This is a genomic window from Eggerthella sp. BIOML-A1, assembly GCF_009875595.1.
GTDB lineage: Bacteria > Actinomycetota > Coriobacteriia > Coriobacteriales > Eggerthellaceae > Eggerthella > Eggerthella lenta.
The window spans coordinates 46,286-72,248 of sequence record NZ_WWRZ01000007.1 but is presented as its reverse complement, the minus strand read 5'-3'; the positions used below and the strand labels follow the sequence as shown (position 1 = coordinate 72,248).

At 63.9% G+C, this 25,963-nt stretch carries 25 protein-coding genes; 19 read left to right on the top strand and 6 right to left on the bottom strand.

Going from position 1 to position 25,963, the window contains the following annotated elements; genetic code table 11:
- Window positions 1-7: 7 nt before the first annotated feature.
- Window positions 8-1,195 carry an iron-containing alcohol dehydrogenase gene (locus tag GT590_RS10400; RefSeq protein WP_009306600.1) on the bottom strand — a complete coding sequence of 396 codons (1,188 nt, stop codon included), beginning with the start codon at window positions 1,193-1,195 and terminating at the stop codon, window positions 8-10.
- A gap of 27 nt (window positions 1,196-1,222) precedes the next feature.
- Window positions 1,223-1,756, bottom strand: a complete 534-nt coding sequence (locus tag GT590_RS10395) for a hypothetical protein (RefSeq protein ID WP_009609320.1) — start codon at window positions 1,754-1,756, stop codon at window positions 1,223-1,225.
- Between the two features lie 293 nt (window positions 1,757-2,049).
- On the opposite strand from GT590_RS10395, the gene GT590_RS10390 reads away from it, so the two are divergent.
- Window positions 2,050-3,510, top strand: a complete 1,461-nt coding sequence (locus GT590_RS10390) for a S1C family serine protease (RefSeq protein ID WP_009609330.1) — start codon at window positions 2,050-2,052, stop codon at window positions 3,508-3,510.
- 422 nt (window positions 3,511-3,932) lie between these two features.
- Here GT590_RS10390 and GT590_RS10385 read toward each other — a convergent pair whose 3' ends face one another.
- On the bottom strand, window positions 3,933-4,766 hold the full coding sequence (locus GT590_RS10385; protein WP_227111496.1) for a hypothetical protein: 834 nt from the start codon (window positions 4,764-4,766) through the stop codon (window positions 3,933-3,935).
- A gap of 433 nt (window positions 4,767-5,199) precedes the next feature.
- On the opposite strand from GT590_RS10385, the gene GT590_RS10380 reads away from it, so the two are divergent.
- The 6 genes from GT590_RS10380 (at window position 5,200) to dxr (ending at window position 10,513) form a co-directional block, all read left to right on the top strand.
- Window positions 5,200-5,880, top strand: coding sequence for a methyltransferase domain-containing protein (locus tag GT590_RS10380; RefSeq protein WP_009609310.1), 681 nt, complete (start codon window positions 5,200-5,202; stop codon window positions 5,878-5,880).
- A gap of 171 nt (window positions 5,881-6,051) precedes the next feature.
- On the top strand, window positions 6,052-6,774 hold the full coding sequence (gene pyrH, locus GT590_RS10375; protein WP_009306589.1) for a UMP kinase: 723 nt from the start codon (window positions 6,052-6,054) through the stop codon (window positions 6,772-6,774).
- Window positions 6,775-6,847: 73 nt separating this feature from the next.
- Window positions 6,848-7,405: a ribosome recycling factor gene (gene frr, locus GT590_RS10370; protein ID WP_009306587.1), complete on the top strand. Its 558-nt coding sequence runs from the start codon at window positions 6,848-6,850 to the stop codon at window positions 7,403-7,405.
- 75 nt (window positions 7,406-7,480) lie between these two features.
- Window positions 7,481-8,260: an isoprenyl transferase gene (locus GT590_RS10365; protein ID WP_009306585.1), complete on the top strand. Its 780-nt coding sequence runs from the start codon at window positions 7,481-7,483 to the stop codon at window positions 8,258-8,260.
- Complete coding sequence (locus tag GT590_RS10360; protein ID WP_009306584.1) at window positions 8,261-9,193, top strand: phosphatidate cytidylyltransferase; 933 nt, start codon at window positions 8,261-8,263, stop codon at window positions 9,191-9,193.
- 72 nt (window positions 9,194-9,265) lie between these two features.
- Window positions 9,266-10,513, top strand: coding sequence for a 1-deoxy-D-xylulose-5-phosphate reductoisomerase (gene dxr, locus GT590_RS10355; RefSeq protein ID WP_009306582.1), 1,248 nt, complete (start codon window positions 9,266-9,268; stop codon window positions 10,511-10,513).
- Here dxr and GT590_RS10350 read toward each other — a convergent pair.
- On the bottom strand, window positions 10,510-11,094 hold the full coding sequence (locus GT590_RS10350) for a DUF2442 domain-containing protein (protein WP_009306580.1): 585 nt from the start codon (window positions 11,092-11,094) through the stop codon (window positions 10,510-10,512). The two genes, dxr and GT590_RS10350, sit on opposite strands and share 4 nt — an antisense overlap.
- Before the next feature lie 10 nt (window positions 11,095-11,104).
- Entirely contained in the window at window positions 11,105-11,386 is a 282-nt protein-coding gene (locus GT590_RS10345; protein WP_227791084.1) for a DUF4160 domain-containing protein, read from the bottom strand.
- Between the two features lie 416 nt (window positions 11,387-11,802).
- Here GT590_RS10345 and GT590_RS10340 point away from each other — a divergent pair, with 416 nt between their 5' ends.
- The 4 genes from GT590_RS10340 to GT590_RS10325 all read left to right on the top strand — a co-directional run bounded on the left by GT590_RS10340 (window position 11,803) and on the right by GT590_RS10325 (window position 17,144).
- Window positions 11,803-12,897 carry a site-2 protease family protein gene (locus tag GT590_RS10340; RefSeq protein ID WP_009306577.1) on the top strand — a complete coding sequence of 365 codons (1,095 nt, stop codon included), beginning with the start codon at window positions 11,803-11,805 and terminating at the stop codon, window positions 12,895-12,897.
- A gap of 552 nt (window positions 12,898-13,449) precedes the next feature.
- Complete coding sequence (gene ispG, locus GT590_RS10335) at window positions 13,450-14,517, top strand: flavodoxin-dependent (E)-4-hydroxy-3-methylbut-2-enyl-diphosphate synthase (RefSeq protein ID WP_015761201.1); 1,068 nt, start codon at window positions 13,450-13,452, stop codon at window positions 14,515-14,517.
- Window positions 14,514-16,268: a proline--tRNA ligase gene (locus tag GT590_RS10330; protein ID WP_009306572.1), complete on the top strand. Its 1,755-nt coding sequence runs from the start codon at window positions 14,514-14,516 to the stop codon at window positions 16,266-16,268. The genes ispG and GT590_RS10330 overlap by 4 nt, the downstream gene beginning before the upstream one ends.
- A 222-nt stretch (window positions 16,269-16,490) precedes the next feature.
- A complete protein-coding gene (locus GT590_RS10325) occupies window positions 16,491-17,144 on the top strand; it encodes an HAD family hydrolase (protein WP_114551947.1) in 654 nt (217 codons plus the stop codon).
- 68 nt (window positions 17,145-17,212) lie between these two features.
- On the opposite strand, the gene GT590_RS10320 is transcribed toward GT590_RS10325, so the two are convergent.
- Window positions 17,213-18,097, bottom strand: coding sequence for a LysR family transcriptional regulator (locus GT590_RS10320; protein ID WP_161171076.1), 885 nt, complete (start codon window positions 18,095-18,097; stop codon window positions 17,213-17,215).
- 252 nt (window positions 18,098-18,349) lie between these two features.
- Here GT590_RS10320 and GT590_RS10315 point away from each other — a divergent pair, with 252 nt between their 5' ends.
- The 8 genes from GT590_RS10315 (at window position 18,350) to GT590_RS10280 (ending at window position 25,869) form a co-directional block, all read left to right on the top strand.
- Window positions 18,350-19,393, top strand: a complete 1,044-nt coding sequence (locus tag GT590_RS10315) for a DMT family transporter (protein ID WP_009306565.1) — start codon at window positions 18,350-18,352, stop codon at window positions 19,391-19,393.
- Between the two features lie 240 nt (window positions 19,394-19,633).
- Window positions 19,634-19,831, top strand: a complete 198-nt coding sequence (locus tag GT590_RS10310) for a hypothetical protein (RefSeq protein ID WP_009306564.1) — start codon at window positions 19,634-19,636, stop codon at window positions 19,829-19,831.
- 199 nt (window positions 19,832-20,030) lie between these two features.
- Window positions 20,031-20,411, top strand: a complete 381-nt coding sequence (locus GT590_RS10305; protein WP_009306562.1) for a phasin family protein — start codon at window positions 20,031-20,033, stop codon at window positions 20,409-20,411.
- A gap of 24 nt (window positions 20,412-20,435) precedes the next feature.
- On the top strand, window positions 20,436-22,091 hold the full coding sequence (locus tag GT590_RS10300) for an AarF/ABC1/UbiB kinase family protein (RefSeq protein ID WP_021410757.1): 1,656 nt from the start codon (window positions 20,436-20,438) through the stop codon (window positions 22,089-22,091).
- Between the two features lie 146 nt (window positions 22,092-22,237).
- Window positions 22,238-23,380 (top strand): helix-turn-helix domain-containing protein, encoded by a 1,143-nt coding sequence (locus GT590_RS10295; protein WP_114556874.1) that lies wholly within the window; start codon window positions 22,238-22,240, stop codon window positions 23,378-23,380.
- A 154-nt stretch (window positions 23,381-23,534) separates the two neighbouring features.
- Window positions 23,535-24,437, top strand: a complete 903-nt coding sequence (gene nrfD, locus GT590_RS10290) for an NrfD/PsrC family molybdoenzyme membrane anchor subunit (RefSeq protein ID WP_114557928.1) — start codon at window positions 23,535-23,537, stop codon at window positions 24,435-24,437.
- A 40-nt stretch (window positions 24,438-24,477) separates the two neighbouring features.
- Window positions 24,478-24,906, top strand: coding sequence for a GntR family transcriptional regulator (locus GT590_RS10285; RefSeq protein WP_021410740.1), 429 nt, complete (start codon window positions 24,478-24,480; stop codon window positions 24,904-24,906).
- Window positions 24,907-24,945: 39 nt separating this feature from the next.
- Window positions 24,946-25,869, top strand: coding sequence for a slipin family protein (locus tag GT590_RS10280; protein ID WP_015761191.1), 924 nt, complete (start codon window positions 24,946-24,948; stop codon window positions 25,867-25,869).
- Window positions 25,870-25,963 lie beyond the last annotated feature (94 nt).

Genomic DNA, 25,963 nt, shown 5'->3' with positions numbered 1-25,963 from the left:
GCTTGCTTTAGTAGGCGGCTTCAAGGACGGCCATCGCGTCCTCCAGCGTGATCTCGGTCTCGTTGTACAGCGCGGCGCCGTCGTAGCGCGCCTGCTTGGCCACGGCGGGCAGGTCGTCGCGCGACACGCCCAGCTCGGACAGCGTGAGCGGCACGCCGTACTCGCGGTGGAACAGGTCGTTCAAGGCGGTCAGCTCGTCGAGGAACGCGCGATCGAGCGCTTCCGGCGCCGCGCCGGCGCCCAAGGCCGCGGCGCGAGCGGGCGCGAGGACGTCCAGCAGCTGGCCGTAGAGTCCGGCGTGGATGCCTCGATCCAGGTTGAACCGCACGCAGTGGGGGAGCAGCATCATCATGGCCTGGCCGTGCGGGATGCGGCAGAGGCCGCCCAGCGAGTGGCCGATGGCGTGCACGATGCCCACCATGGCGTTCGAGAACGCCGCGCCCGCCATAAGCGAAGCCAGCGCCAGGCTGGTGCGCGCTTCGGTGTCGGCGCCGTTGCGGCAGGCCGTGGGCAGGTTCGCCGCGATCAGCTCGACCGCCTTCGCGGCGAACGCGTCGGACACGGGGTTCTTCTGGATGGACGTGTGCGCCTCGACGGCGTGGGTGAGCGCGTCCATGCCGGTGGTGGCCGTCAGCTTCGGCGGCAGCGACGAGGTGAGCGCGGGGTCGAGGATGGCCACGTGCGGCACCAGCTTGTACGAGGTGAACGACAGCTTCGCATGCTTGTGCGTGTCGGCCACCACGGCGACCAGCGTCACCTCGCTGCCGGTGCCGGCCGTCGTGGGCACGGCGATGAACGGCGGCAGGTCGGCCTTCAGAATCTCCGAGCCTTGCAGCGTGGCGAAGTCCACGCCCTCGCAGGCCAGCGACGCGGCCGCGCCCTTCGTCGTATCGATGACCGAGCCGCCGCCGATGGCCACGAACCCGTCGCAGCCGCGTTCGGCGTACAGGCGCGCCACCTCGTTTACCACGTCCATCGACGAGTCGGGAGGCACCTGGTCGAACACCTCGTAGGGCACGTCGGCGGCATCCAACACGCCGGTCAGCTTCGCGGCCACGCCCAGCTTCACGAGGCCCGCGTCGGTCATCACCAGCGGGTGCTTCATGCCGCGGTCGGCCACCTCGTCGGGCAGCTTGTCCAGCGCATGCGCGCCACAGACGATTTTCGTGGGGCAACAGAATTCGAATCCTTGCATGGGCTTCTCCTTGCAGGTTGGATAGCGCTAGGCGCGCGGGGCGGACGGTGCGAGCGGCTTCGGCGTGCGGTACGCGGCGCGCCAACCGAAGAACAGCTTCAGCAGCGCCGTGAACATATAGGTGAGGGCCACGCCCGTGTTGTTGGGCCCGCGCGTGGAGAACGCACGCTGCGCGAGCGCCGCCTTCAGCGTCACGCCGCCGGTGAAGCAGGCGAACGCATAGGCCAGCGACCGGAACGCGATGACGTAGTCGACGGTGAAGGCCTGCGCGTCGGCGCTGGCCAGGCCGCTGCCGGGCTCCACGTCCGAGGCGATGGCGGCGGGAGGAACGCGCTTGAACGAGCCGGATGCGGTGCGGCGGCATGCGCACGCCAGATCCGTCCCGTTCACGGATAACATGAACGTATAGCCCGGCTCGAGGTAATCAACCTCCGCGCGGATCTTGGGCGACACGTGCTTGAAGACGTTGATCAGATGCGGCAGCAACCGCAACAGCACGCGGACGTACAGGGATTGGAACCATGTTCCCGCGCTGCGGCGCGGTCGCGGCGATTCAGCCATGCGATCTCCTCCGACGGCATCGTTGTTCGTTCGTATCTTACATGCGCCGCCTGCTTCGCGTAGCAAAGTTCTTCGGAAAATCGGCTGTTCGGGCGGCATGCGTCGCTCGCGTGCGCCTGCGGGTGTACAACTCGGTTGCGTTCCGTACACCAAATGGTGTAATTCCATGACGCAAAGGTGACATTTGCTCGCAAGCGTCTCTGATCTGGGAAGGAGCGTGCTAAGGTGACGGCATTCAAAAATGAAAAGCTTGGCGATCATAGACCAGCACGAATCGAAGGAGCGTGAAGCACATGACCGATACGCATGGCAGCACCCCCGGCAACGGCCCCGTGCCGCCGACGCAGGGCGACGAGCATGCCCAGCATGCCGCCCCCATGGGGCAGCAGCCTTATTATCAGCAGCAACAGCAGTACTATCAGCAGCCTCAGCACCCGCAGCATCCGGCAGGAGGAGTGACCGTCGAGAAGAAGTCGCACGGCGGACGCACGTTCCTGCTCGCCTTCTGCGGTGCCGCCGTCGCCTGCGCCATCGGTTTGGGCGGCTTCGGCATCTGGCAAGCCACTGCGGGCGGTAACGATTCCGGATCCTCTTCGTCTGCGACGCAGCTGGGTTCGCAAAACTCCGGCAGCATCAACGCTACCGACGCCGAGTCCGACCAGACGCTGGCAGAGGCTGTCGCGCAGAAGGCGCTTCCCTCCGTGGCCGCCATCGATGTGTACACGAACCAGTCCAATGCGGGCGGCATGTACGGTTTTGGGGCCGGCAACGGATCTGAAGCCGGCACGCTGACGAAGTCCTCGCTGGGAAGCGGCGTCGTGCTCACCGCCGACGGCTACATCATCACGAACAACCACGTCGTAGAAGGCGGCAGCGCGTACAAGGTCACCATCGCGGGCGAGACCTACGACGCCGAGGTCGTGGGCAGCGATCCCAGCTCCGACGTCGCGGTCATCAAGGCCAAGGATGCCAGCGGCCTTACGCCCATCGAGATCGGCGACTCCGACAAGCTCGTCATCGGCGAGTGGGTCATGACCATCGGCAGCCCGTTCGGCCTCGAGCAGTCCGTTGCCACCGGCATCGTGTCGGCCACGAGCCGTTCTCAGATCGTGAACGCCTCCACCGATCAGTACGGCAACAGCACGGGCGAATCCACCATCTACCCGAATATGATCCAGACTGACGCCGCTATCAACCCCGGTAACTCCGGCGGCGCGCTCGTCGACGCGGACGGCAAGCTCATCGGCATCAACACGCTGATCACGTCGTACTCCGGCAACTACTCCGGCGTCGGCTTCGCCATCCCGGTGAACTACGCGGTGAACCTCGCCCAGCAGATCATCGACGGCAAGACCCCGACCCATGCGCAGCTCGGCGTGTCCCTCTCCACCGTGAACGCGCAGAACGCCAAGCGCTACGGCCTGTCCGTTGACGAAGGCGCCTACGTGGCGGCCGTCAGCGAAGGCTCCGGCGCGGCCGAAGCCGGCTTGCAGGAGGGCGACATCGTCACGAAGTTCGACGGCAAGGACGTCGCATCCGCCAGCGACCTCATGCTGGACGTGCGCTCCAAGAACCCGGGCGACAAGGTGACGCTCGACGTGAACCGCAACGGCGAGACCAAGCAAGTCGAGGTCACGCTCGGCTCCGATGAAAGCTCCCAGAGCGCGTCGACCCAGCAGAACAGCGCGCAGGAGTCTATGCTCGAGCGCCTGTTCGGCGGCGGCTCCGGCAGCTCCCAGCAGGACGCTGCCTAGCCTGCGCGACACGCACCATCCCCTCTCCTAGCCGAAGGGCCGCATCGAGCAAGATGCGGCCCTTCGCGCGTTGGATCCGCGACTTCGCGCTTCTGCGCGTCCCTGCGGCATCTTTCGTCCCTGTCATCTTTTCCCTGCAGCGCCTCCCCCGCCTTTGCTCTGCCTTCGCGCTTCTGCGCGTCCTGTCGCCCTCGTCTTTCCCGTCTCTTAGCGGCGCTCTTGCGCGCGTGTCGCACTTTTTCGCCCTGTGCGGTAGAAATCGATCGGTTGGGTAATTCGGCCGGACCGTCTTCGCCGATCGATTTTTCCGCCACCTGGGGTTATGCTCCGTTTGCTTTCACGCGTCGCTCTCGGGCGCGCTTTTCCTAGGGTTCGAGATTGCCCAACCGTTTCGTTTTTACCATCAGACGGGGATTTTCCCCTCACATGGCAACCGTCATGAAGGAGGAGCCCAGCAGTTCGCCGTGCAGCTCGTGCTGTTTGGTGCGCCACGCTTGCTGGTCGCATCGCGGACGGAACCCGAGCTGCCTCGACAGGGTGCGTGCGATATGATCGAGCTCGATGAGGTTTCGGACCGTTCTTGTTGTGACGGTCAAGACGGAGACGCCGCGGTCGAGCAGGTTGTTGCGCCGTGTCGCGTCGTCGGCCATCTTGTTGACGGTTCCATGGTGCTCGCGGCCGTCGTATTCAAGCGCGATGTTCGCGTTCGGCCAGATCAAATCACAATAGTAGCATTTGTCATCGACTGCGAGCCTCGATCGCCCTCGAGGGTTCACGGCGTGGTTCATACGCGGTTGGGGAAGCGCGTACCCGCCCATGCGGAGCGGGAGGCAGAGCAGCATGGCCATGGTCGTTTCCATCGGGGAGGCGGAGCCTGCGACGAGGTGCTTGAGGGCTTTTCGGGCTTTGACGGTTCCCGGCATGTTCGCGGCTTTGTCCAGGAAGCGCGCGAGGCGGGCGGGAGTGGTGAAGGGGCGCTCGAACCGGAAGTCCGCTTTTCCAACCGTTGCCACTCCATATGTGCCGCACAACTCGAATCCAAGCCTGATCAGCGCGGGAAGCGACAGCTCCGAAGCCATTTGCACGAAGCAGAGCTCGGGCGAGCTTGCAAGCACGTTGCGGGCGATGCGTACGAACGATCCTCTGGGAAACATTGCGGAGCTCACGTGGCAGGCGACTTTCCCGCATCTGCTGCGTGCCGCTTGGCTCGGCACGATGACGTGCAGGGGGAGCGCGATGCCCTCGAGCTCCGGCATTCTGGCAAGCTCGCGGATCAGGAGTTCGGTGACCTTGCATTCTGAGGGCAGCGGTTCGTCTTTTCTCCAGGAAGGGCTTCTGGAGTCCTGACAGCGCGCGAGCGCACCCGAGCTGATTTCGAAAGACGACCAGAACGTCAGCGACGAACTATGACTCAGATAGATATCCATGAAGTGAAAAATAACATGGGGGATTCAGCCTCATCGACCGGGAGACGATGCTGTTTACCAGGCGTAACGAGATGTGGAAACCGCATGGAAAACGCGTTGGATCTGCGTTGGTTCCGCGCCAAATTTGCGTAAGAACCGCGTTAGAATTGCGCTAGATCGGGGTAGCGTCGACCGTCTATCGCAAAAGGCCGCTGGCCGCAGGCCGTCGCCGCGCGCTGAGGGCCGTGCGCGCGGGGCGACGGTCGGAAGGGAAGGAGCGAACATGGACGAACTCGAGCTTCGGCATGCGGAGGCCCACTACGCGGAGATGCCGCGCGACGGGTACAGCGGCAGGTGCGAGATGCTCCTGCCCGAGGATCTGCGCGGCATGCGCGTGCTGGACCTGGGATGCCGCAACGGCAAGGGCGCGTACAAGCTGGCTGATCGGGTGGGGCCGGACGGGTTCGTGCTGGGCGTCGACCCTTCCGCCGCTTGCGTGGCCCGCGCGGAGGCGACGGCCGCGGCCGCGCGCGCGGAGGGCGCCGCGTGGGCCGAGCGGCTTGCGTTCGCGCGGGGGTGCTTCGAGGGCCTGCGCGCGGCGGGCGTGGAGGACGCGTCGTTCGACGTCGTGATCGTGAACAGCGTGCTGAACCTGGCATGGGATCTCGAAGGGGCGCTGCGCGAGACGGCGCGCGTCCTTGCGCCGGACGGCTTCCTCTACCATGCGGGCGTGTTCGCGGACGAGCCGCTTCCGACCGCCGCCATGCAGGCGTTTGCGTGCGCGGGCAACGTGTTCGGCGCCGCTCGCTCTCAAGCCGAATTCGCCCGCATCGCCGTGGATCGCGCTGGCTTCTCCTTGTGCTCTTTCGAGCGCGAGCGCCCCGTCGAACCTGACGGCACCGACATCGCCGAAGAGCTGATCGGCCGGTCGTTCACGGCCGCCGTCGCCTGCGCGCGGCGCTAGCGAACGCGCTGTCCGCCGCCTTCTAGAGCTTCCGGTGCGCCCCGCGTTGTCGTCTGTCCTTTGCGTGAAATGCCGGAAAACGCGTGCGAGCAGGGCGCGGTCGTTTTCATTTTCGGGTAAGATGAACGGTTAGAGCAACCTATATGAACGACCACCGAGAGGATAAGGCTTATGTCTGAAGGATACCGCTACGATCGCGTGCTGCTCAAGTTGTCCGGCGAGGCGCTGGCGGGCGACGTCGGCTACGGCATCGATCCGAAGGTGGTGGACGACCTTGCCGATCAGATCGCCGAAATCGTGCGCGCCGGCGTGCAGATGGCCGTGGTCGTGGGCGGCGGCAACATCTTCCGCGGCTTGGCCGGTTCGGCCGAGGGCATGGATCGCGCGCAGGCCGACTACATCGGCATGCTGGCCACGGTGATGAACGCGCTGGCCTTGCAGGATGCCTTCGAGCGCCACGGCATCTTCTCGCGCGTGCAGAGCGCCATCAACATGCAGGAAGTGTCCGAGCCCTATATCCGCCGACGCGCCATCCGCCACATGGAGAAGGGTCGCGTGGTCATCTTGGCCGCCGGCACGGGCAACCCGTACTTCACCACCGACACCACCGCGGCGCTGCGCGCCTGCGAGCTGGACGTGGACGTGCTGATGAAGGCCACGAAGGTGGACGGCGTGTACGACAGCGACCCCAAGAAGAACCCCGATGCCAAGCGCTACGACCGCGTTAGCTACATGGAGGTGCTCTCCAAGGGGCTCAACGTCATGGATTCCACGGCTACGTCGCTGTGCATGGACAACGACGTTCCCATGATCGTGTTCGACCTTACCGTTAAAGGCAACATTTCGCGCGCTTTGAAGGGCGAAGACGTGGGAACCACGGTAGAATCGCAGTAGAATAACGAAAACGCGCGCACCCGCCTCCGTCGGCGGCGGACGCGTTGCGAAACGCAGGGTGAAAGGAACCGGGATGATCGACGATATTATGATGCAGGCCGAAGAGCGCATGGAGAAGGCGCTGGGCTCGCTGGGCGACGCATTCGCCTCCGTTCGCACCGGGCGCGCGAACGCCATGGTGCTCGATCGCATCAGGGTGGACTACTACGGCGTGCCCACCCCGGTGAACCAGATGGCGGGCGTCAAGACGCCCGACGCGCACATGCTGGTCATCGAGCCGTGGGACAAAGGCGTGCTGGGCGCCATCGAGCATGCCATCCTCCAGAGCGACCTGGGCGTGACGCCGTCGAACGACGGCTCAGTCATCCGCCTGCCGTTCCCCGCGCTCACCGAGGAGCGCCGCCGCGAGCTGGTGAAGCAGTGTAAGGGCTACGCAGAGGAAGCCCGCGTAGCCGTGCGCAACGCCCGCCGCGATGCCAACAGCGCCATCGAGCGCGCCGTCAAGGAAGACAGCCTTCCCGAGGACGACGAGCGCCGCGGCCAGGCGGAGGTGCAGAAGCTCACCGACAAGTACATCGCCGAAGTCGACGAGGCGTTCAAGAAGAAGGAAGCCGAGGTCATGGAGATTTAATTCGGCGAAGCCGAATTAAATCTCCGAAGCCGGCGGCCATGAGGCCGTCGGCTTCTCGTCTTTTGTGAGGTAGCCTTGAACAAACCGCTTGACTACATATTCCCGAACCCCCCGGCGGATCTCGATCCGTCGCAGCTCGATGCTGCGGCGGTGCCGCAGCATGTGGCCGTCATCATGGACGGCAACGGCCGCTGGGCGAAAGAGCGGGGGAAGAACCGCCTGTTCGGCCATAAGGCCGGTATCGAGGCAGTGCGCGAAACCATCCGCTGCGCGTCCGACGTGGGCGTGCGCTACCTGACCATCTACTCGTTCTCGTCCGAGAACTGGAAGCGCCCGCAGGACGAGGTCATCGGCCTCATGAACCTGTTCGCCACCACGATGCTGGCCGAGGTGGACGGCCTGCACGAAGAGCACGTGCGCGTGATGACCATCGGGCGCACCGACGAGCTGCCCAAGAAGACGCGCGACGCCTTCGCGAAGGCGTGGGAGAAGACGAAGGACAACGACGGGATGACGCTGGTCGTGGCCGTGAACTACGGCGGCCGCGTGGAGCTGCTCGACGCTATGCGGTCCTACATGGACGGCGCGCATGCCGCGTTGCGCGAGGGCCGCGAACCCGAGCCTTTAAGTGAGGCGACGCTGTCTCGCCATTTGTACACCGCGGACATCCCCGACCCCGACCTGCTCATCCGAACCAGCGGCGAGATGCGCGTGTCGAACTTCCTGCTGTGGCAGATCGCCTATTCCGAGTTCGTGTGCACCGAGACGCTGTGGCCGGACTTCGACCGTTACGAGTTCTTGCGCGCGCTGCTGGAGTTCCAGTCGCGCGATCGCCGGTTCGGGGCGGTGAAATAGGTGGCGCCGCGGCCCGACGAAAAGGCTGAGGCGGAAGATGACCGCTCGCGCACGGGGCGCATCAAGGATTTCGCCTATGAGAAGACGCCCGAGAAGCTGAAGAACGCCACCGACTTGCAAGTGCGTTTCCGCACGGGATTCGTGTATGTGGCGCTGTCGGTTTTGTGCATCCTCGTCAGCGACTGGACCACCGTGGCGTTCCTGGTGGCTACGGCGGGCATCACGGCGGGCGAGTTCTACTATATGCTGCGTTCGGACGCGAAGCTGCCCAACGAGATGCTCGGCATCATCGCGGCCATGCTGTACCCGCTCAGCGTGTTTCTGCTGGGGCTGAACGGTGCGCTGTACGTGAGCCTCGCGTTGCTGTTGGCGCTGATCGTGTGGTACGTGTTCTGGATGCGGGCGCGCGTGCCCGACGTGGGCGTGAGCTTCTTCGGAGCTGCGTACTGCGGCATGCTGCTGTCGGGGCTCGTGGTCGTCCGCACGGCGCTGCCCCAGCCATGGGGCGGCGTGCTGGCGCTGGGCATCTTCCTCAGCGTATGGGCGAACGATTCGTTCGCCTATCTGGTGGGAAGCAAGTTCGGCAAGCACAAGCTGGCGCCGCGCACCTCGCCGAAGAAGAGCTGGGAGGGGTTCATTGCGGGGCTCGTGGGATCGGCCGCGTTCTGGTGCTTGATGACCCTCATTCCCGGCGTGACGATGTCCATCCCGCAAGCGATGGCGTTCGGGCTCATCAGCGGGCTGATGGGCGTGCTGGGCGACTTGGCCGAGAGCCGCATCAAGCGCAATTCCGGCTTCAAGGACTCTGGCACCATCATGCCGGGTCACGGCGGCCTGCTGGATCGCTGCGACTCGCTGTTCTTGGTGGCGGTGACCTCGGCGATACTGCTTTTGGGTTTCGGCTGCATCCCGTTCCCGGTTCCGCTGATCTGACGGCGGCAGGCCTCGGGCGCCGCAGCCAACCCTACCGACGGTTTACGTTCGACCTGTTTCTAGGAGGCGTGCATGAAACGCATAGTGGTCTTGGGCTCCACGGGCTCCATCGGCACGCAGACGCTGGACGTTGTGCGTCGCCATGCGGACAAGCTGGAGGTGGTGGGCCTCGCCGTGGGCACGCGCACGGGCGAGCTGCTGGCGCAAGCGCGCGAGTTCGGCGTGCGCCACCTCGCGGTGGGCGACGAGCGCCTGGCTGAGCAGCCGATTGCCGACGAGCTGCGAAACGCCATCCTGAGCGGATCGCACGGAGGCACGCAGCAGCCAGCGAGCGCGCCGTCGTCGCTGGCCGAGGCCGTGGCGCGTCACAACGCGGGCGGCGAAGGGTCGCTCGGGTTCGGTGCCGACGCCGTGGTGGGCCTCGTGCGCCTGCCCGAGGCCGACATCGTGGTGAACGCGCTGGTGGGCGCGGCCGGCCTGCGCGCCAGCTACGAGACGCTCGCAGCTGGCAAGGTGCTGGCGCTCGCGAACAAGGAGTCGCTCGTGGTGGGCGGCGACCTCATCATGCCGATGGCCGCCGAGCCGGGGCGCCTCATGCCCATCGATTCCGAGCACGGCGCCATCTACCAGTGCCTTCTGGGCGAAGACCCGCGCGAGGTGTCGCGCTTGTGGGTGACGGCGTCGGGCGGACCGTTCCGCGGCCGCACGCGAGCCGACCTGGCCGATATCACGCCCGCTCAGGCGCTCGCGCACCCCACGTGGAACATGGGCGCGAAGATATCCATCGACTCGTCCACGCTGATGAACAAGGGTCTCGAGGTCATCGAGGCGCACCACCTGTTCGCCATGTCCTACGATCGCATCAGCGTGGTCGTGCAGCCGCAGAGCGCCATCCACTCCATGGTGGAGTACTCGGACGGCAGCGTGAAGGCCCATCTGGGCACCACCGACATGCGCATCCCCATCCAGTTCGCGCTGTCGTACCCTGAGCGCTGGGACGCGCCGGTCGAGCCGCTCGACTTCACGAAGCTGGGTACCCTCGAATTCGCCGCTCCCGACACCGACACGTTCCGTTGCCTGGCGCTGGCTCGCGCGGCCGGCGAGCGCGGCGGCACGCTGCCCTGCGTGATGAACGCCGCGAACGAGGTGGCCGTCGCCGCCTTCCTCGCCGAAGAGGGCAGCTACCTGGGGATCGCCGCGTGCGTCGAGGCCGTCATGGACGCTCACGAGCGCCAAGGCGTCCAACGCGTGGAAAGCCTCGACCAGCTGGAAGAACTCGACGCCTGGGCGCGAGCGGAAGCGCGCAGGAACGTGCGCTAGCGAAGGGCTCCGCGCGCGAGATGCTTCGCCGAGGGTTCGAAGCCCACGACGGCCGAGCGCTCGTAGAGCGTCTTGGCATCGAAGCGTTCGCCGTCGGGCCAGACGATGGCATCCCTCTCGGGTGTGACGCGCGCTTGCGCAAGGTAGGTCGGATCGACGAACTTTTCGATGTCGTCGTCGTTCGCATGGTTCCATGCGTCGAACTCGCGGACGGTTCCGTCGCTCCAATCGACCAGGATCTTGCCGTCCTCGGCAAACTTAAGGCGGACGATGAGCGCCTCGGGGCTCCATCGCATGTGCGGGCCTCGTGGCGGCAAAGGCGTTTCGGAGCTATCGGTAACGGACGCTTCGTAGAGAAGCTGCACGCCGAAGTCCAGGTTGCCGGGCCACGCGATGCTCCGCCCGTAACCGGTGAGGTACGCCAATTTCAGGTAGTCTTCGTCCAGCAGCTTCTCCATGGCGCCCTTCATGTAGGGATACGGGTCGAACGCGCTTCTTCTGCCGTCGTTCCAGTCGATGACGATCGTATCTTCGTCGTCGAAGCCGAAGTCGATGATCTTCTTGTCGAGATGCCACTCCATTGCGCCCTCCTCAGATCAGCGGGTCAATGCGAAAACAGGTTCCGTTCGAGCTTGCAAGGTACCAATTGTCGTCAAGCTCGGACTTGTGCAAAGCAGCCCATGCAACAACGAGCTTCGCTTGTCGAGGAGGAAGCTTGCCCGCAAGCAGCTCTCCCTCCGTTGAGTATACCGCCTCGAAGCCTCCGTAGGAAGCATGGAAGTGCGCCTTGTGGTGCGGAGCGTTCTTCTCCCAATTGATAGTGATCCTGATGCCGTAAAAGGTGCAAATTTCTGGCATGGCAATCCTCTCCAAAGGCTCCTCCGGTTCGTTGTTTCGTTTGCGCGGGCCCGCTCTTCCATTGTAACGACGCCATCTTACGTTTTGTTGGCGTGGGTCTAGCGGGAATTCCTCTCGGATCTGGTGCGAATCCAACGCGGTTCCAGCGCGTTTTCCACGTGGCGTGCCCCTGTTTCCAACGCGGATTGCACGCGCTTTGCCAACGAATCCAACGCGGTCCCAGCGTGCGTGCGCGACGGGCTTGCGGACCGTGTGCGCCGTACGCCCGCCGAGCCTCCGCAAATCGTGCAAACGCTCTCGCATCGTGCGCGCATCGCGCAGCCCTTGTAGTTTTTTCGCACATCGGTTCGCAGCGCCCGTGCCGCTCGCCCTTCTCTTTATAATGAGAGCACGAAAGAAGCATTCCTCGCGACCGAAAGGGAACCGAGTTTATGGATATTGTTCTCATGATCGTCTACGCCACGCTCATCTTGGGCTTTCTCGTGTTCATCCACGAAGGCGGTCACTATCTGGCGGCGCGTGCGTTCGGCGTGCGCGTGACCGAGTTCATGCTGGGGCTTCCCGGTCCCAACATTGGCTTCACGAAATGGGGCACGAAGTTCGGCGTCACGCCGTTTCTGCTGGGCGGCTACGCGAAGGTGTGCGGGATGGAGCCGGGCGAGATGAGCCCGCACCTCGAGCCCGTGCTGGCCGCGCTCTACCGCCGCGGAACCGCGAACATGGAAGACATCGCCCGCGACTGCGGCATCACCGATGACGAGGCGTACGAGGCGCTCGACGAGCTCGTCGAATGGGGCAGCATCGCCGGCCCCACCAAGCAAGACAAGTACAACACGTACCGCGCCCCCGTGGTCAAGCCGAGCAAGAAGCAGGTAGCCGCAGGAGCCGTCGCTTACGAGCTGGGGCAGGCGCGCCCGGTGGAAGACGCGCATGCGCTGTTCGAAAGCGAGTACAAGCAGCAGTACCGCAGCCTGCCGTTCTGGAAGCGCTCGGTCATCCTCGTGGCCGGCGTGGCCGTGAACCTGCTGTTCGCGGTCCTGCTGTTCGTCGTGTTGTTCTCGCTCATCGGCGTGGACGTTCAGACCAGCGCGGGCGACATCCGGCACGTCAACGTCAACCCGCTCGATGCGATCCAGATGGGCTTCATGTACATCGGCATGGTGGTGCAGCTTATCGCGGGGCTGTTCAATCCGTCGACGGCGGGCGAGGTCGTGCAGAACTCGACGTCGGTCATCGGGATCGCCGCCATGTCGAAGCAGGCGGTCGATCTGGGGTTGGCGAGCGCCATCTCGTTCGTGGCTTCCATCTCGGTGTCGCTCGGCATTATGAACCTGCTGCCCATCCCGCCGCTCGACGGCGGCCGCTTCGTCATCGAGGTGTTCCAGAAGATCTCGCGCAAGGTCGTGACCATGCGCGCGCTCAACTACCTGAGCGCGGCCGGCATGATCCTGTTCATCGGTTTTTTCCTGTTCATGGCGAACCAGGATATCCAGCGCATCATCTCGGGTGCGGGTTTCGGCGGTTAGAGCGCGCTGCCCGCGCCAGCGTGCGCAGCGCTCGCGAACCGTTCGGCGTTGCGGTCGGGGCGCAAGTCCTTGACTTGCGCGCGCTTCCGTCATCGAAATCGCTCGAAAAGCACCATGTCCACGAGTTATGTGCACTTCGAAACCGGACTGCGTGACCGAAGTAAGTCAAAGAAAACTTCTGACCTGGCGTTTTCTTGAGCGGAAACGCTCGACTGCGCCCGAAACGGTCGTTCCGGGATGACGGAGGTGCGCATAACTCGCGAACTTGGGAGATTCGGGCGTTTTTCGCTGCACGCGCCCTCCAGTGCGGTTCGGGTGGTTCGATGGCGCGTCGGCGCGTGCGACTCGTTCGCTCGTTTTCCCTCCCGCGCCCTCGCGTGCGTTCGTTGTCGTGCGCCCGCCCGCGAAATCCCTGTGCATTTGGCCGGAAACCGGGTAATCAGAGGTAAAATAGCCGGCGACGCGCTTGGGCGCGTGCAGCCTGCGGGCTGTTGAGACGCTGTTCCAGCACCGCGCCTGCACGCGGTGGGGGATGGAGAACGGGAGGCTCTTGTGGCAACGCATGCCAAACCTAGCGAGGCTACCCGCCGGGTGTCGGTGGGCTCCGTGCCGCTCGGCGGCGGCGCGCCCGTCGTCGTGCAGTCCATGCTGAACGCCCCGGCGACCGACGTCGCGGCGAACCTCGCGCAGATCGACGCGCTCGCGCAAGCGGGCTGCGAGATCGTGCGCATGGCCATCCCGCACCGCTCAAGCCTCGACGTGTTCCAGGCTGTATGCGAGCGGTCGCCTTTGCCGGTGGTCGCCGACATCCACTTCGATGCGAACATCGCCATCGAGGCCGCCAAACGCGGCGCGGCGAAGCTGCGCATCAATCCCGGCAACATCGGGGGCCTGGCCAAAACCGATGCCGTGCTGGACGCGGCGGGCGAGGCGGGCATCCCCATCCGCATCGGGGTGAACGCGGGCTCGCTCGACAACGAGTTGGCTGCACGCGACGATCTCTCGCAATCGGAGAAGCTGGCACGCTCGGCCGTCGACTACGTGCGCTACTGCGAGGGTCGCGGCTTCCACGAACTCGTGGTCAGCGCGAAGGCTCACGACGTGATGACTACCGTGCGCACGTACCGCCTGCTCAGTAAGGAGCTGCCCCACGTGCCGCTGCATATCGGCGTCACCGAGGCCGGCACCACCTTCCAAGGCGCCATCAAAAGCGCCTGCGGTTTGGGGATCCTGCTGGAAGAGGGCATCGGCGACACGCTGCGCATCTCGCTCACAGACGACCCCGTGCAGGAGATCCGCGCGTGCTGGACGCTGCTTTCAGCGCTCGACCTGCGCCGACGCGCTCCAGAGCTCATCAGCTGCCCCACATGCGGCCGTTGCCAGGTGGACCTCATCGGGCTGGCGCGCGAGGTGGAGGGACGCATCGCGAACCTCGACAAGCCGCTCAAGGTGGCCGTCATGGGCTGCGTGGTGAACGGCCCGGGCGAAGCCGCCGACGCCGACATCGGCGTAGCGTGCGGGGTCGGTTCGGGCGTGGTGTTCTCGAAGGGAAACGTCGTCCGCAAGGTGGAGGAGAGCGCCATCGTGGACGCTTTGATGGAGGAGATAGGAAAGCTATGACGAACGTGAATATCATGCGCATGAGCCAGCTGTACGCGCCCACGCTCAAGGAGGATCCCGCCGACGCGGAGATCGCCAGCCACAGGCTGCTTTTGCGCGCGGGCTTCATCCGCAAGACGGCTTCGGGCGTGTACACCTTCCTGCCGCTGGGCAAGCGCGTGCTGGCCAAGGTGGAGAACATCGTGCGCGAGGAGATGGACGGCATCGGCGCGCAGGAGATCATGATGCCGGCGCTGCAGCCCGGCGAGCTGTGGCACGAGAGCGGCCGCTGGAACGACTACGGCCCCGAGCTCATGCGCCTCGTCGACCGTCACGACCGCGAGTTCTGCCTCGGGCCCACCCACGAGGAGCTCATCACCTCCCTCGTGCGCAACGAGCTGCGCTCCTACAAGGAGCTGCCGCTGTCGCTGTACCAGATCCAGGTGAAGTTCCGCGACGAGATCCGCCCGCGCTTCGGGCTGCTGCGCAGCCGCGAGTTCATCATGAAGGACGCCTACAGCTTCCACGCCGACCAGGAGTCGTTGCAGAAGACCTACGACGACATGAGCGAGGCGTACGGGCGCATCTGCGACCGCATGGGCATGGACTACCGTCCCGTCGAGGCCGACCCCGGCCAGATCGGCGGCAGCGTGACCTGCGAGTTCATGGCGCTCGCCGAAGCGGGCGAAGCCGAGCTCGTGCACTGCACCTGCGGTTACGCGGCCAACACCGAAGCCGGCGACTGCCTGGCGCGCCCCACCGTCTACGACGTGCCGATGGAGAAGGTCGCCACGCCTGGCGTGCACACCATCGCCGAACTGGCCGCGTTCTTGGACATCCCCGAGTCCTCCACGGTGAAGGCTCTGTCCGGAAAGAACGACGAGGGCAAGCTGGTGGTCATGTTCATTCCCGGCGACCACGAGCTCAACGAGCTGAAGGCGGCGCGCGTGGCCGGCGGCTTCACGCTGCTCACCGACGAGGACATGGAAGCCTTCGGCCTGCACAAGGGCTCGATGGGCCCCGTCGGTTTGCCCGAGGAAGCCTACGTCATCGCGGCGCGCAGCCTGCAGGCCGTGCCGAAGTGGGTTGTGGGCGCCAACGAGGACGGCTACCACTACGTGGGCGCGCGTCTGGGCGAGGACTTCCAGGTGGACGAGTGGGCCGACCTGTGCATCGTGCAGCCGGGCGACAGCTGCCCGTCGTGCGGGCTGCCGCTGGACGGCGCGCGCGGCATCGAGGTGTCGCAGGTGTTCCAGCTGGGCGACAAGTACTCGAAGGCCATGGGCGCCACGTTCATGGCGGAAGACGGCTCCGAGCAGCCGTTCCTCATGGGCTGCTACGGCGTGGGCATCTCGCGCACCATGGCTGCCATCGTGGAGCAGCACAACGACGAGAACGGCATCATGTGGCCGCTCACGGTGGCGCCCGCGCACGTGTGCGTCATCCCGCTGACGGTGGGCGACGACGAGGTGCAGCCCGCGGCCGAGAAGCTGGCGAGCGACCTGGCGAAGCTGGGCCTCGAGGTGGTCATCGACGACCGCAAGGAGCGCGCCGGCGTGAAGTTCGCCGATGCCGACCTCATCGGCTGGCCGCTGCAGGTCATCGTGGGCAAGCGCGGCCTGGCCGAGCAGAAGGTGGAGATCAAGCGCCGCAGCACGGGCGCTCGCCGCGACATCCCGCTGGCGGCCCTCACCGACGCGCTGGCGTTCTCCCAGCGCAACGCCAAGGTCTGGGGCTCCGAGCTTTCCCTGTTCGGCGGCCTGTTCGAGTAGGGGTGTTCCGCGTGCCTGACGGCACGCGGAACCGGCCGACGCTGCGATGCGCCCTGGCACCCGATCTCGTGGCGAGGTCGAGGACTCGCGTACCGAAGTACGCTTCGCCCTCGCCCTCCCCGCGATCTCGGGCGTCAGGGCGCCTCTCGCTGACTTACTGCGCCAACCTGCGAGTTCTTGTTCGCGCTTCGCGCGAATCACATAACGGAAATGAAGGATGGTATGGTATCACACGATATGCAAGCCGTTCTGTTCGACCTGGACGGGACCTTGCTCGACACGCACGATCTGCTGCTCGCCACGTTTCGCTACACGGCGCGCACGGTGCTGCGCGAGGCTATCCCCGACGAGCGTCTCATGGCCAAGGTGGGACAGCCCCTCAACACCCAGATGTGGGATTTCACGGATGATCCGGCCGTGCACGAGGAGCTGTGCCGTGTGTACCGGGAATACAATGCCGAGGTACACGACGACATGATCAGGCTGTTCGAAGGCACCGTGCCCATGCTCGAACGCCTCAAGGAAGCGGGTTTGCCGCTGGCCGTGGTCACGTCGAAACGACACGAGGTGGCCATGCGGGGCCTCGACCTGTTCGGCCTGACCGGATACTTCGACTTCCTCATCGGCTCCGACGACTGGCCGGAGCACAAGCCCCATCCCGGTCCCGTGGCGCACGGCTGCGAACGGCTGGGGCTGGCTCCTCAGACGTGCCTGTACGTGGGCGACAGTCCCTTCGACATGCAGTCAGGAAGCGGTGCGGGCTGCGCCACCGCGGCGGCGCTATGGGGTATGTTCCCTCAGATCGTGCTTGAAGCGGAGCGTCCTACTTACGTGTGCGCCCACGGCACGGACGTTCCGCCGCTGCTTGGCTGCTAGCAAGTTGCCATCCTGATCTGGCTGCTCAGGATGACAGCCTGCCGCCTTCGCTCAGGATGGCAGTCCTTTCACTCCTCGTACGTATCGGCTATCCAGGCTTGCGTTGCGTCCAAGAACGCGCGCGTAGCCGTTGAAGCTGTTTCCAGCGAGCGCAGCGCTATGGCTATCTCGCGGCTTGTTTCCACTTCGGGCTGCTTGACGGCCAGGGGAAACGGCGCATCGCGCAGGATGAGGTCGGCCAGCACGCTGAATCCGAGTCCCGCGCTGACCATGCTCATCACCGCATAGTCGCTGTCGATGGTGAACCGCACGTTGGGCTCCACGTCGTTCGCTCGGAACAGCGTTTCCATTTCCGACGACGTGCCGCTTTCCAGGCGGATGTACGGCTCTTCCGCCAGCGCCTCGCGCGGCACGAACGGCGCGTCGGCCAGAGGATGGTCGGGCGGCAGCACCACGAGGAGCGGATCCTTCCGCAGCGGGACGGCGTGCAGGTCGTGCTTGATGGGGTAGACGAAGAAACCGCAGTCAGCGTCGCCGCGCCACACGGCCTCTTCCAGTGCATCTTCGTCGTCGACGCAGATCAGTTGCAAGTCGATGCCTGGATGCTGTGCGAGAAAGCGCTTCGCGATACCGGGGAACCATTGGATGGCGGTGCTCGTGAACGCCGCCACGCGCACGATGCCGCTTTCGAGGTGCTTGAGCTCGGCGAGGCGCATCTCCAGCTGGCGCTCGCTGTTGCACACGTTCTGCACCCAGGGAAGCAGATCGGCGCCGTCCGAGGTGAGGTGCGCGCCGCCGTAGTCGCGCACGAACAGCGGCACGTCCAGTTCTCGTTCGAGCGTGATCACGAGGTAGCTGATGCCGGCCTGGGTGTATCCTAGGTCGTGGGCGGCCTGTTTGAAACTGCCCGTTTCAGCCACCTTTAGGAACGCATCGTATTTCTGGTTGCCCACAGATCGCTCCTTCTCTTGCTCACAATATCTTCACACCGTTCTTCGATGTATGTCACTATACGGAGCTTGAAAAGGAATAACAAGAAACTCTTAAAATCTTAAAAAGATAATCTCATTTTACTTTTATCAGGAGAACCCATACCATGTGCCAGCAACCCTAGAACATCATCCAGTGAAGTTCCGCGAGGGCGGGACGTGAGAGTCTTGCGCTGCCGAGCGCCGTGCAAGCTGCGGATCGAAAGGAGGCACCCCGTGAAAACTCGTAGCAAGCGCTGGCCCTATGTCGCGTGCGTCGTGCTGCAGACCGTTATCTTCGGATCGGGTAACGCTATCACGAAGATGGCGTACGAGAGCATCACGCCCATGTGGTGCCTCGCCATCAGGTTCGGCTTGGCCGCGCTCGTGTTCGCGATCTTCTTCGGCCCGCGCATCGTGCGCCAGCTAAAGGGCGCGCGTATCGGCGCCTGGATGCCCGCAGCGCTTTGCATGGCGCTGGCGTATCTCACCTGCAATGTAGCGCTCGACTTGACCACGGCCACCAACGTGGGCTTCCTCGTGGCGTTGCCCGTGGTGTTCGCGCCGCTGTTGTCGTGCCTGGTGAACCGCCGTCGTTATCCGCTGGCCTTCCTGCCGTTCCAGGCGGCGGTCGTGGTCGGGCTCTACCTCTTGTGCAGCAACGGGGGAGCTCCTTCGTTCGGCTTGGGCGAGATCCTCGCGCTGCTGTCCTCCGTGGCGTTGGCCGGCGCGCTCGTGTTCGGCGAGCGCGGCTTGGAGCAGCTGGACGCCACCACGGTGGCGGGAACGCAGATAGTCGCCTCGTTCGTCGTGGCTCTTGCGTGCGCGCTGGTTTTCGAGCCACCCGTGAACGTGGCGGCCGTGCAGCCCGTAGCCTGGGGCACTATCGCCTTTCTGGCGCTGCTCAGCACCTGCCTCACCTTCATGCTGCAGAACGTGGCGCTGACGGAGTTGCCGTCCTCCACCGTGTCGCTGCTGCTCACAGGCGAGCCCGTGTTCACTGCGGCGTTCTCGTTCATGCTGCTGGGCGAAGCGCTTTCTGCGGCTGGTATGGCTGGCGCCGTGGTCATCGTGGCAAGCGTCGTAGCCGCCACATGGGTGGAGGGTCGCCAAAGCGCGCCTGCGGCTTCGCTCGCACCGCAGGCCGAGCATGCGCTCGCGTTGGAGGAAGGGTGGTTCGAAGGCGCGGAGTTCGGCGCTCAATCGTCCCTGGCGGGAGTGGAGCTGTCCCACCTTGCGCCTTCCGAGCGCCGGTCTTTCGCTTCCGAGCGCGCGGCCTAAAGCGTCTTTTCTGCATGCGGTTCCCCTGTTCGCATCCTGAACGGCGAGCGGACGGTCTCCGCTCGCCGCTTCGTTTCTGCCGTCTGTGAGCGAAGCTTCCGCGAAACGTTCCTTTCGTCTGGCCACGTCTAACCGATTGTTGGTTGCTCGCCCGTCATCCCGCGATCCTTCTTTATAGTACTAAGGTAGTAACAACTGCCTTGACAGCTTGTCGCCATACGGGAGGAGCGTGCATGTCTGATGGCATCGAAACCCTTGTCCAATGACGAAGCGAAGAATCTGATGAAGCAGCTCGGCATGGCCGAGGCGTCCGCTCGCGACGAAGATCGCGTCGCGAAAGGCGGGAGCTCGACGAGCGAGGCGAGCGTTGCGCAGCTGCTGAGCGAGCTGTATCGCTCCGACATCGGACGCAGGCCGCCGCATATGACGCGCGGCTGACGATCGGCCGACTCCGGTCGAAGCCTGCCGCCCCGTCGACCTCGGCGGGGCGGTCGCAAGGCGAACAAGCGGCAACCTTCCTTTGACGGCTTCGCTCATGCTCGCGTTGCGAGCATTGCCCTTTTCGTCGATTTGGTGCATCATGGATGCAGAGGCCGTCCGCGTCGCGGACGGTGAATCGCAAGCATAGGAGGCTCGTATGGCTACCCTCAGCGACGGATTCAAAGACATCTTCCTGGCCGGCATCGGCGCGATGGCCATAACCGGCGAAAAAACCAAGGATCTGGTTGATCAGCTCATCTCCAAAGGCGAGCTCACCGTGGATCAGGGCAAGCAGATCAACACCGAATTGAAGCATAAGGCGGAAGACGTGGCTGCAAGCGTGCGCTACGACGTGCTGGAGGCTCGCATGGCCGCCATGACGCCGGAGGAGCGTGCGGCGTTCGTCGCCAAGGCTGCCGAGTTCGCCGAGAAGGCGAACGCGAAGTCGGCTTCCGAGGCTGAAGTGGGCGACGCTTCCGCGGTGTCCGTCGACAACGAGGCGGCTTCGGCTGCCGCGCCGCAAACGCCGGGCGCCTAGCGCACGGCTGCGAGCTGCCCGTCCATGCCGGAGAACACGCTGCTGCGCTATTTTTTCAGCTCCGGTTCGGAGGTCGATCCCGAGGATCGGTTCCATCTGAATCGGAAGACACGCACGCGGCGCCTCAAGGAAATATCCGATATCCTGCGGAAGCACCACTTCCTGAAGGGTTTCACGCCCGAGGCCTTTCGCGCCATGCTGGAGGACCTGGGCCCCAGCTTCGTGAAGATCGGCCAAACGCTGTCTACGCGCTCGGAGATTTTGCCGAAGGCGTACTGCGACGAACTGGCGAAGCTGCAGATGGAGTGCGACCCGCTGCCGTTCGAGGCCATCCTCGAGGCGCTCGACGACATCTACGGCGACGCGCAGGGCGACGTGTTCGACGCCATCGATCCCACGCCGCTGGGAAGCGCCTCGCTGGCCCAGGTGCACAAGGCGCGCCTTGTCACGGGCGAGATCGTGGCCGTGAAGATCCAACGCCCCGGCGTGAAGACCACGATGGCCCAGGATATCGATATCATGCGCATGGTGGCGCGCTACGCTGCGCGTTTCATGAAGGACGAGCAGATGCTCGACTTGCGCGACGTGGTGGAAGAGCTGTGGGCCACGTTCCTCGAGGAGACGGACTTCCAGCGCGAAGCCGCTAACCTCGAGGAATTCGCGCGCCTGAACAAGGGCGTCGCCTTCATCGATTGCCCGAAAGTGCATACCGAGCTGTGCGGCGAGTACGTGCTGGTCATGGAATACATCGACGGCATTCCCATCCTGGCGACCGACCGTCTGCGGAATGCGGGCTACGACCTCGAGGAGATCGGCGAGAAGATCCTCGACAACTACGCCTCGCAGATCCTCGATCACGGGTTCTTCCATGCCGACCCGCATCCGGGAAACCTTCTCGTTCGCAGCGGCAAGATCGTCTACATCGACCTCGGCATCATGGGTCGTTTGTCGCCGCGCGATCGCGCCGGATTCGGCAATATCATCCAGGCGGTTGGCATGGAGAGCTCGTCCGAGCTCAAGGATGCGCTATTGTCCTTTGCCATCGCGAAGGACAATTCGGTTATCGACCATACGCGCTTTTTGGCCGACCTCGACCTGCTATTGAACGATTACGGCTCGTGCGATGTGGCCGATATCGACATCGGAGCGTTCCTGAACGACATCCTCATGCTCACGCGGTCGTGCAAGGTGACGCTGCCGTCTTCCATCACCAGCGTGTCGCGCGGCATCGTCACGCTGGAGGGTACCATCGCGCCGTTCATCCCGAACCAAAACGTCGTGTCCATCATCAACGCCCATATCCAGCGCTCGAAGAACCAGGGCGACGAGCTTGTGCAGGCCATGCAGGATCTGGCTCTCGCGCTGCGCTCGTCGTCGCACGGCGCGCTCGACGCGGCACGGTATTCCGGCGAAACGCTCAAGATGCTCACGCGCGGCCAGCTGAAGATGAACATGGAGGTGCTGGGCAGCGAGGCGCCGCTGTCGAAGCTGGCCAAGATCATCAACCGTCTGACCATCGGCATCATCATAGCCGGGCTGTTCATCGGATCGAGCATGCTGTCGCTGTCGTCGATGGAGCCTCGTCTGCTGGGTGTGCCGGTGCTCGCGTTCTTCGGCTACCTGGGGGCGGCCGTGCTGTCGGTATGGGTGGTCTTCGACATCAGCAAGCGCAAGCTGTAGCGCCGGGGAGCTTCTCTTTTCCCAGTTCAAACGTTCCGCAACCAATAATTGCGGAAAATTCCAACTGAAATAGGTCGCGCTCGCTTCCTCGCAACCGTAGTCTTTTCGGTACGCTACTATGGACGAAACGAGAAAGGCAGCACACCATGAACGTAGAGATCGCGCAACGCTTGGCCGAGCGCCGCAAGCAGGCGGGGCTTTCGCAGGAGGCGCTCGCCGCGCGTCTGGGCGTGTCGCGGCAGGCCGTGTCGAAGTGGGAGCGCTCCGAGTCGTCCCCCGACACCGACAACCTCATCGCGCTGGCTCAGCTGTACGGTCTGTCGCTGGACGATCTGCTGTACGTCGACGAAGAGATTCGCGACGACGTCACGTTCGAGGCGGCCGATCGCGCCGCTAAGCGCCAGGCCGAGCAGGAGACTGCGACGGCTTCCCCTGCAGATCCCCCGCCAGCGCCCGCCGATGTGGCTGCGGCCTCCGATGCGTCGGGCGGAACCGAAGCCGCATCGTCCGGCAAGAAGGGCAAGGTGCACATCGGTCCCGGCGGGATTCACGTGGAGGACGGAGACGAGTACGTGCACGTGTCGTGGCGCGACGGCGTGCACGTGAAAGACGCCAAGAAGGGCGAGGAAGTGCACGTGGGTTGGGACGGCGTGCACGTGAAGAGCCCCGGCAACAGCGCAGGCGACGATGATGTGGTCATCGACGGCGCCAAGGTGGTCATTAACGGCGAGCAGTTCGACAGCTGGCAGGACGCGCATGCACGGTACCATCACGGATGGGATCGCGAAGAGCGTTGGTACGAGCCGTGCGGCTACACCGTGCGGGGCGAGCGCTTCGACAGCATCGACGATGCTCGCGCCAAGTACGGTGACGAAGTGGGGAAGTCTATTCCCGTGCGCAAGCACTACCTACGCGAGTTCGAGAAGTCGTGGGTGAAGTTCCCGTATCCGCTCGTGGTCATCGTCGTGTACCTGCTGCTGGGCATTTTGAACAGCGCGTGGGCCATGGGGTTGTTTCTGTTCCTGACCATTCCCTTGTACTACATGGTGGGTCACGCCATCGGGCGCAAGCGCCTCGCGCCGCTGGTGTCGGGCGCGTATCCCATCGCGGTGGTGGCCTGGTTCTGCTGGATGGCGTTCGTGCTGAACCAGCCGCATCCCGCCTGGGTGGCCTTTCTCACCATTCCCGTAGTGGAGTGGCTCGTGCATAGCCTGTCCCGCTGGTGGCGCGATCGCAAGCACCGCAAGGGTGACGCGGAAAACGCGCCCATCGACGTGGACGCGCAGTAAAGAACCGGGTCGCATCTTGCGGCCCGGTTCTTTACTGCGACGAGGTGGCACCCGTGCGGCTCTTCGTCGCTTTTCCGTTTCGTTGAGGTCTGCCGTGCGGATGGCGTACAATGGGCGCAGGGGGTCATCGATCGCCGAGGGGAGCGCGCTCGTCATGGTCAGTTCGTATATCGCGTGGTATCTGTTTCTTGCGGGTGCGGGAGGGGGTGCATTTCTGCTCGGTTCGTTCGTGGACTTTGCACTGCGCGTCAGCAATCGATCGTGGCTGCGCGGCGCCAGCGCGGTGACGGATGCGGGTTTGCTGGCTGGCCCGGTACTCGTCGCGCTCGGAACGGTGTTTCTCACGCTCGATTTAGGGGCTCCCGATCAGGCTTTCCGATTGTTCCTTACCCCGTCCGGCAGTCTGCTTTCAGCGGGGGCGTGGGCACTTGCGTTGTTCTGCGCGACGGCGTTCGCGGCGTTTTTAATGGGGTTCGCGGATGATGGGCCGGGTTTGCGCGTTGCCGAAACCGTGGTCAGTGTCTTCGCCGCTTTGCTGGCTCTGTTCGTGGTGCTGTATGCCGGCGTGTTTCTCTCGCTCTATCCGGCCGTGCCGTTTCTCAACTCACCGCTTGTGCCGATCGTGTTCGTCGCGTCGGCGTTGGCAACCGGAGCTGCCGTGCTGACGATCATAGGCTTCTTCAGGTTTTCGCGCGATGAAACGATCGGGGGTTTCGCTAGTCTGCTTCGGCTCGATGCGGTTCTCGTTGCGATCGAGGCTATCGCCATTGCGGCGTTCATCGTCGTTTCGCTCATGGGCGACGAAGCTGCCGCTCATTCGGCTGCTGAGTTGCTATCGGGACATTCTGCAATGCTGTTTTGGTTGGGTGTCGTGTTGGCGGGGATCGTGGTGCCGCTATCGGTGGATGTCGAATGCCTGCGTTCGCCCAACCCTTCACTGTTCGTCGTGGGGGCTGCGAGCACGCTGCTCGGAGGCATCTGCCTGCGGTTCTCCCTTCTCGTGGCCGCCGAGCGCTTCTGTCTCGTCGACATGAGTCTGCTATCGTTCTGGATGTAGCCAGTCTGTCATTGCGATATGTGATACTATGACAATCACTATGATTGAGAAGACTATCGAAAGAGAAGTAGCGTTCGACGCCATGGGTTCGTTCCAAGTGGACGAAAGAAGCGGCGTCCCTCTGTGGATTCAGATTCGAAAGCGGCTCGTGTTCCTCATCACTTCAGGAAAGTACGAACGTGGCGAGCGTCTCCCTTCCGTACGCGAGCTTTCCGTTCAATTGGGTGTGAACTACAACACCATCAACAAAGTGTATCAGGATCTCGAGCGTGACGGCTACATCTTCACGAAGCGCGGACGTGGCACGTATGTGTCTGACCTCAAGGATGTCGATCTGTCGGCTGTCGGCCAAGACGTCGAGGCGCTTGCAATCGATTTCGTCCAGCAGGCTCTTGCTAAGGGTTTGACATCCGAGGATATCCATGACCTGGTGAGCGAACAGATATTGCTGTTAGGGGGCGGAGCTTAGGGGCGCGGGCCAAGGGGTTGGGGCAACGGGGGAGCCATCATGCGAAGCAAATCGAAGCGAAACGAAGAAAAGCGCGTGGAGTCGGCCGTCCGGCCGAAAGGTATGGTTGCGCCCGTCGGGCGGAAAACCTCGCGCAACAGCGTATACATTTTTGCGGCATCGGTATTCCTTATCGTTGCGGGTGCCATTCTCGCTGCGCTTTGGAGCATGCTTACCTCGACGGTGGTTATCGTCGCGGTGATGGCTGGCGCGGTGGCCGCGTTCAGCATTCGTATTGCGCCGCAGTGGGAGCGTGTCGTGGTGCTGCGTTTAGGCAACTTCAACCGCATTGCTGGCCCTGGGCTTTATTTCGTCGTTCCCGTGGTAGAACATGCTACTGCGCACATTGACCAGCGCATGATCACCACGCCGTTCACGGCGGAGGAGGCGTTGACCGCCGACCTTGTGCCGCTCGATATCGATGCCGTGCTGTTCTGGATGGTGTGGAATCCCAAAGACGCCTGCGTCGAGGTAGAGGACTACGCGTCGGCCATTTGGTGGGCCGCGCAAACAGCGCTGCGTGATGCGGTGGGGCGCATCAATCTGGCCGAAGTTGCCACGCGGCGAGAGCAGCTGGACGGTGAGATCAAGGATATCCTCGACGAAAAGACGCGTTCGTGGGGCATCTCGGTCGTATCGGTGGAGATCCGCGACATCGCTATTCCCAAAGAGCTGCAGGATGCCATGTCCAAGGAAGCGCAGGCGGAGCGCGAGCGCAACGCGCGACTCTTGCTCGCAGAAATCGAAAAAGACATCTCCGAGATGTTTGTCGATGCGGCGGCTGTCTACGATCGCAACGACAAGGCGCTCCAACTTCGCACGATGAACCTCATCTATGAGAGCGTCAAAGAGAAGGGCGGTCTCGTCATTGCCCCGAGCGCGTTCGGCGAAGCGTTCAACAATATCGACAGCTTCTTGAAGTAGGGCGAAACTAGCGCAGATGTTTCATGAAGCATCTGCTTCGAATCGCGTATGCTGCCTGGGCCGTCGCTTGGTCCAGCATTTCCATGGCCGATGC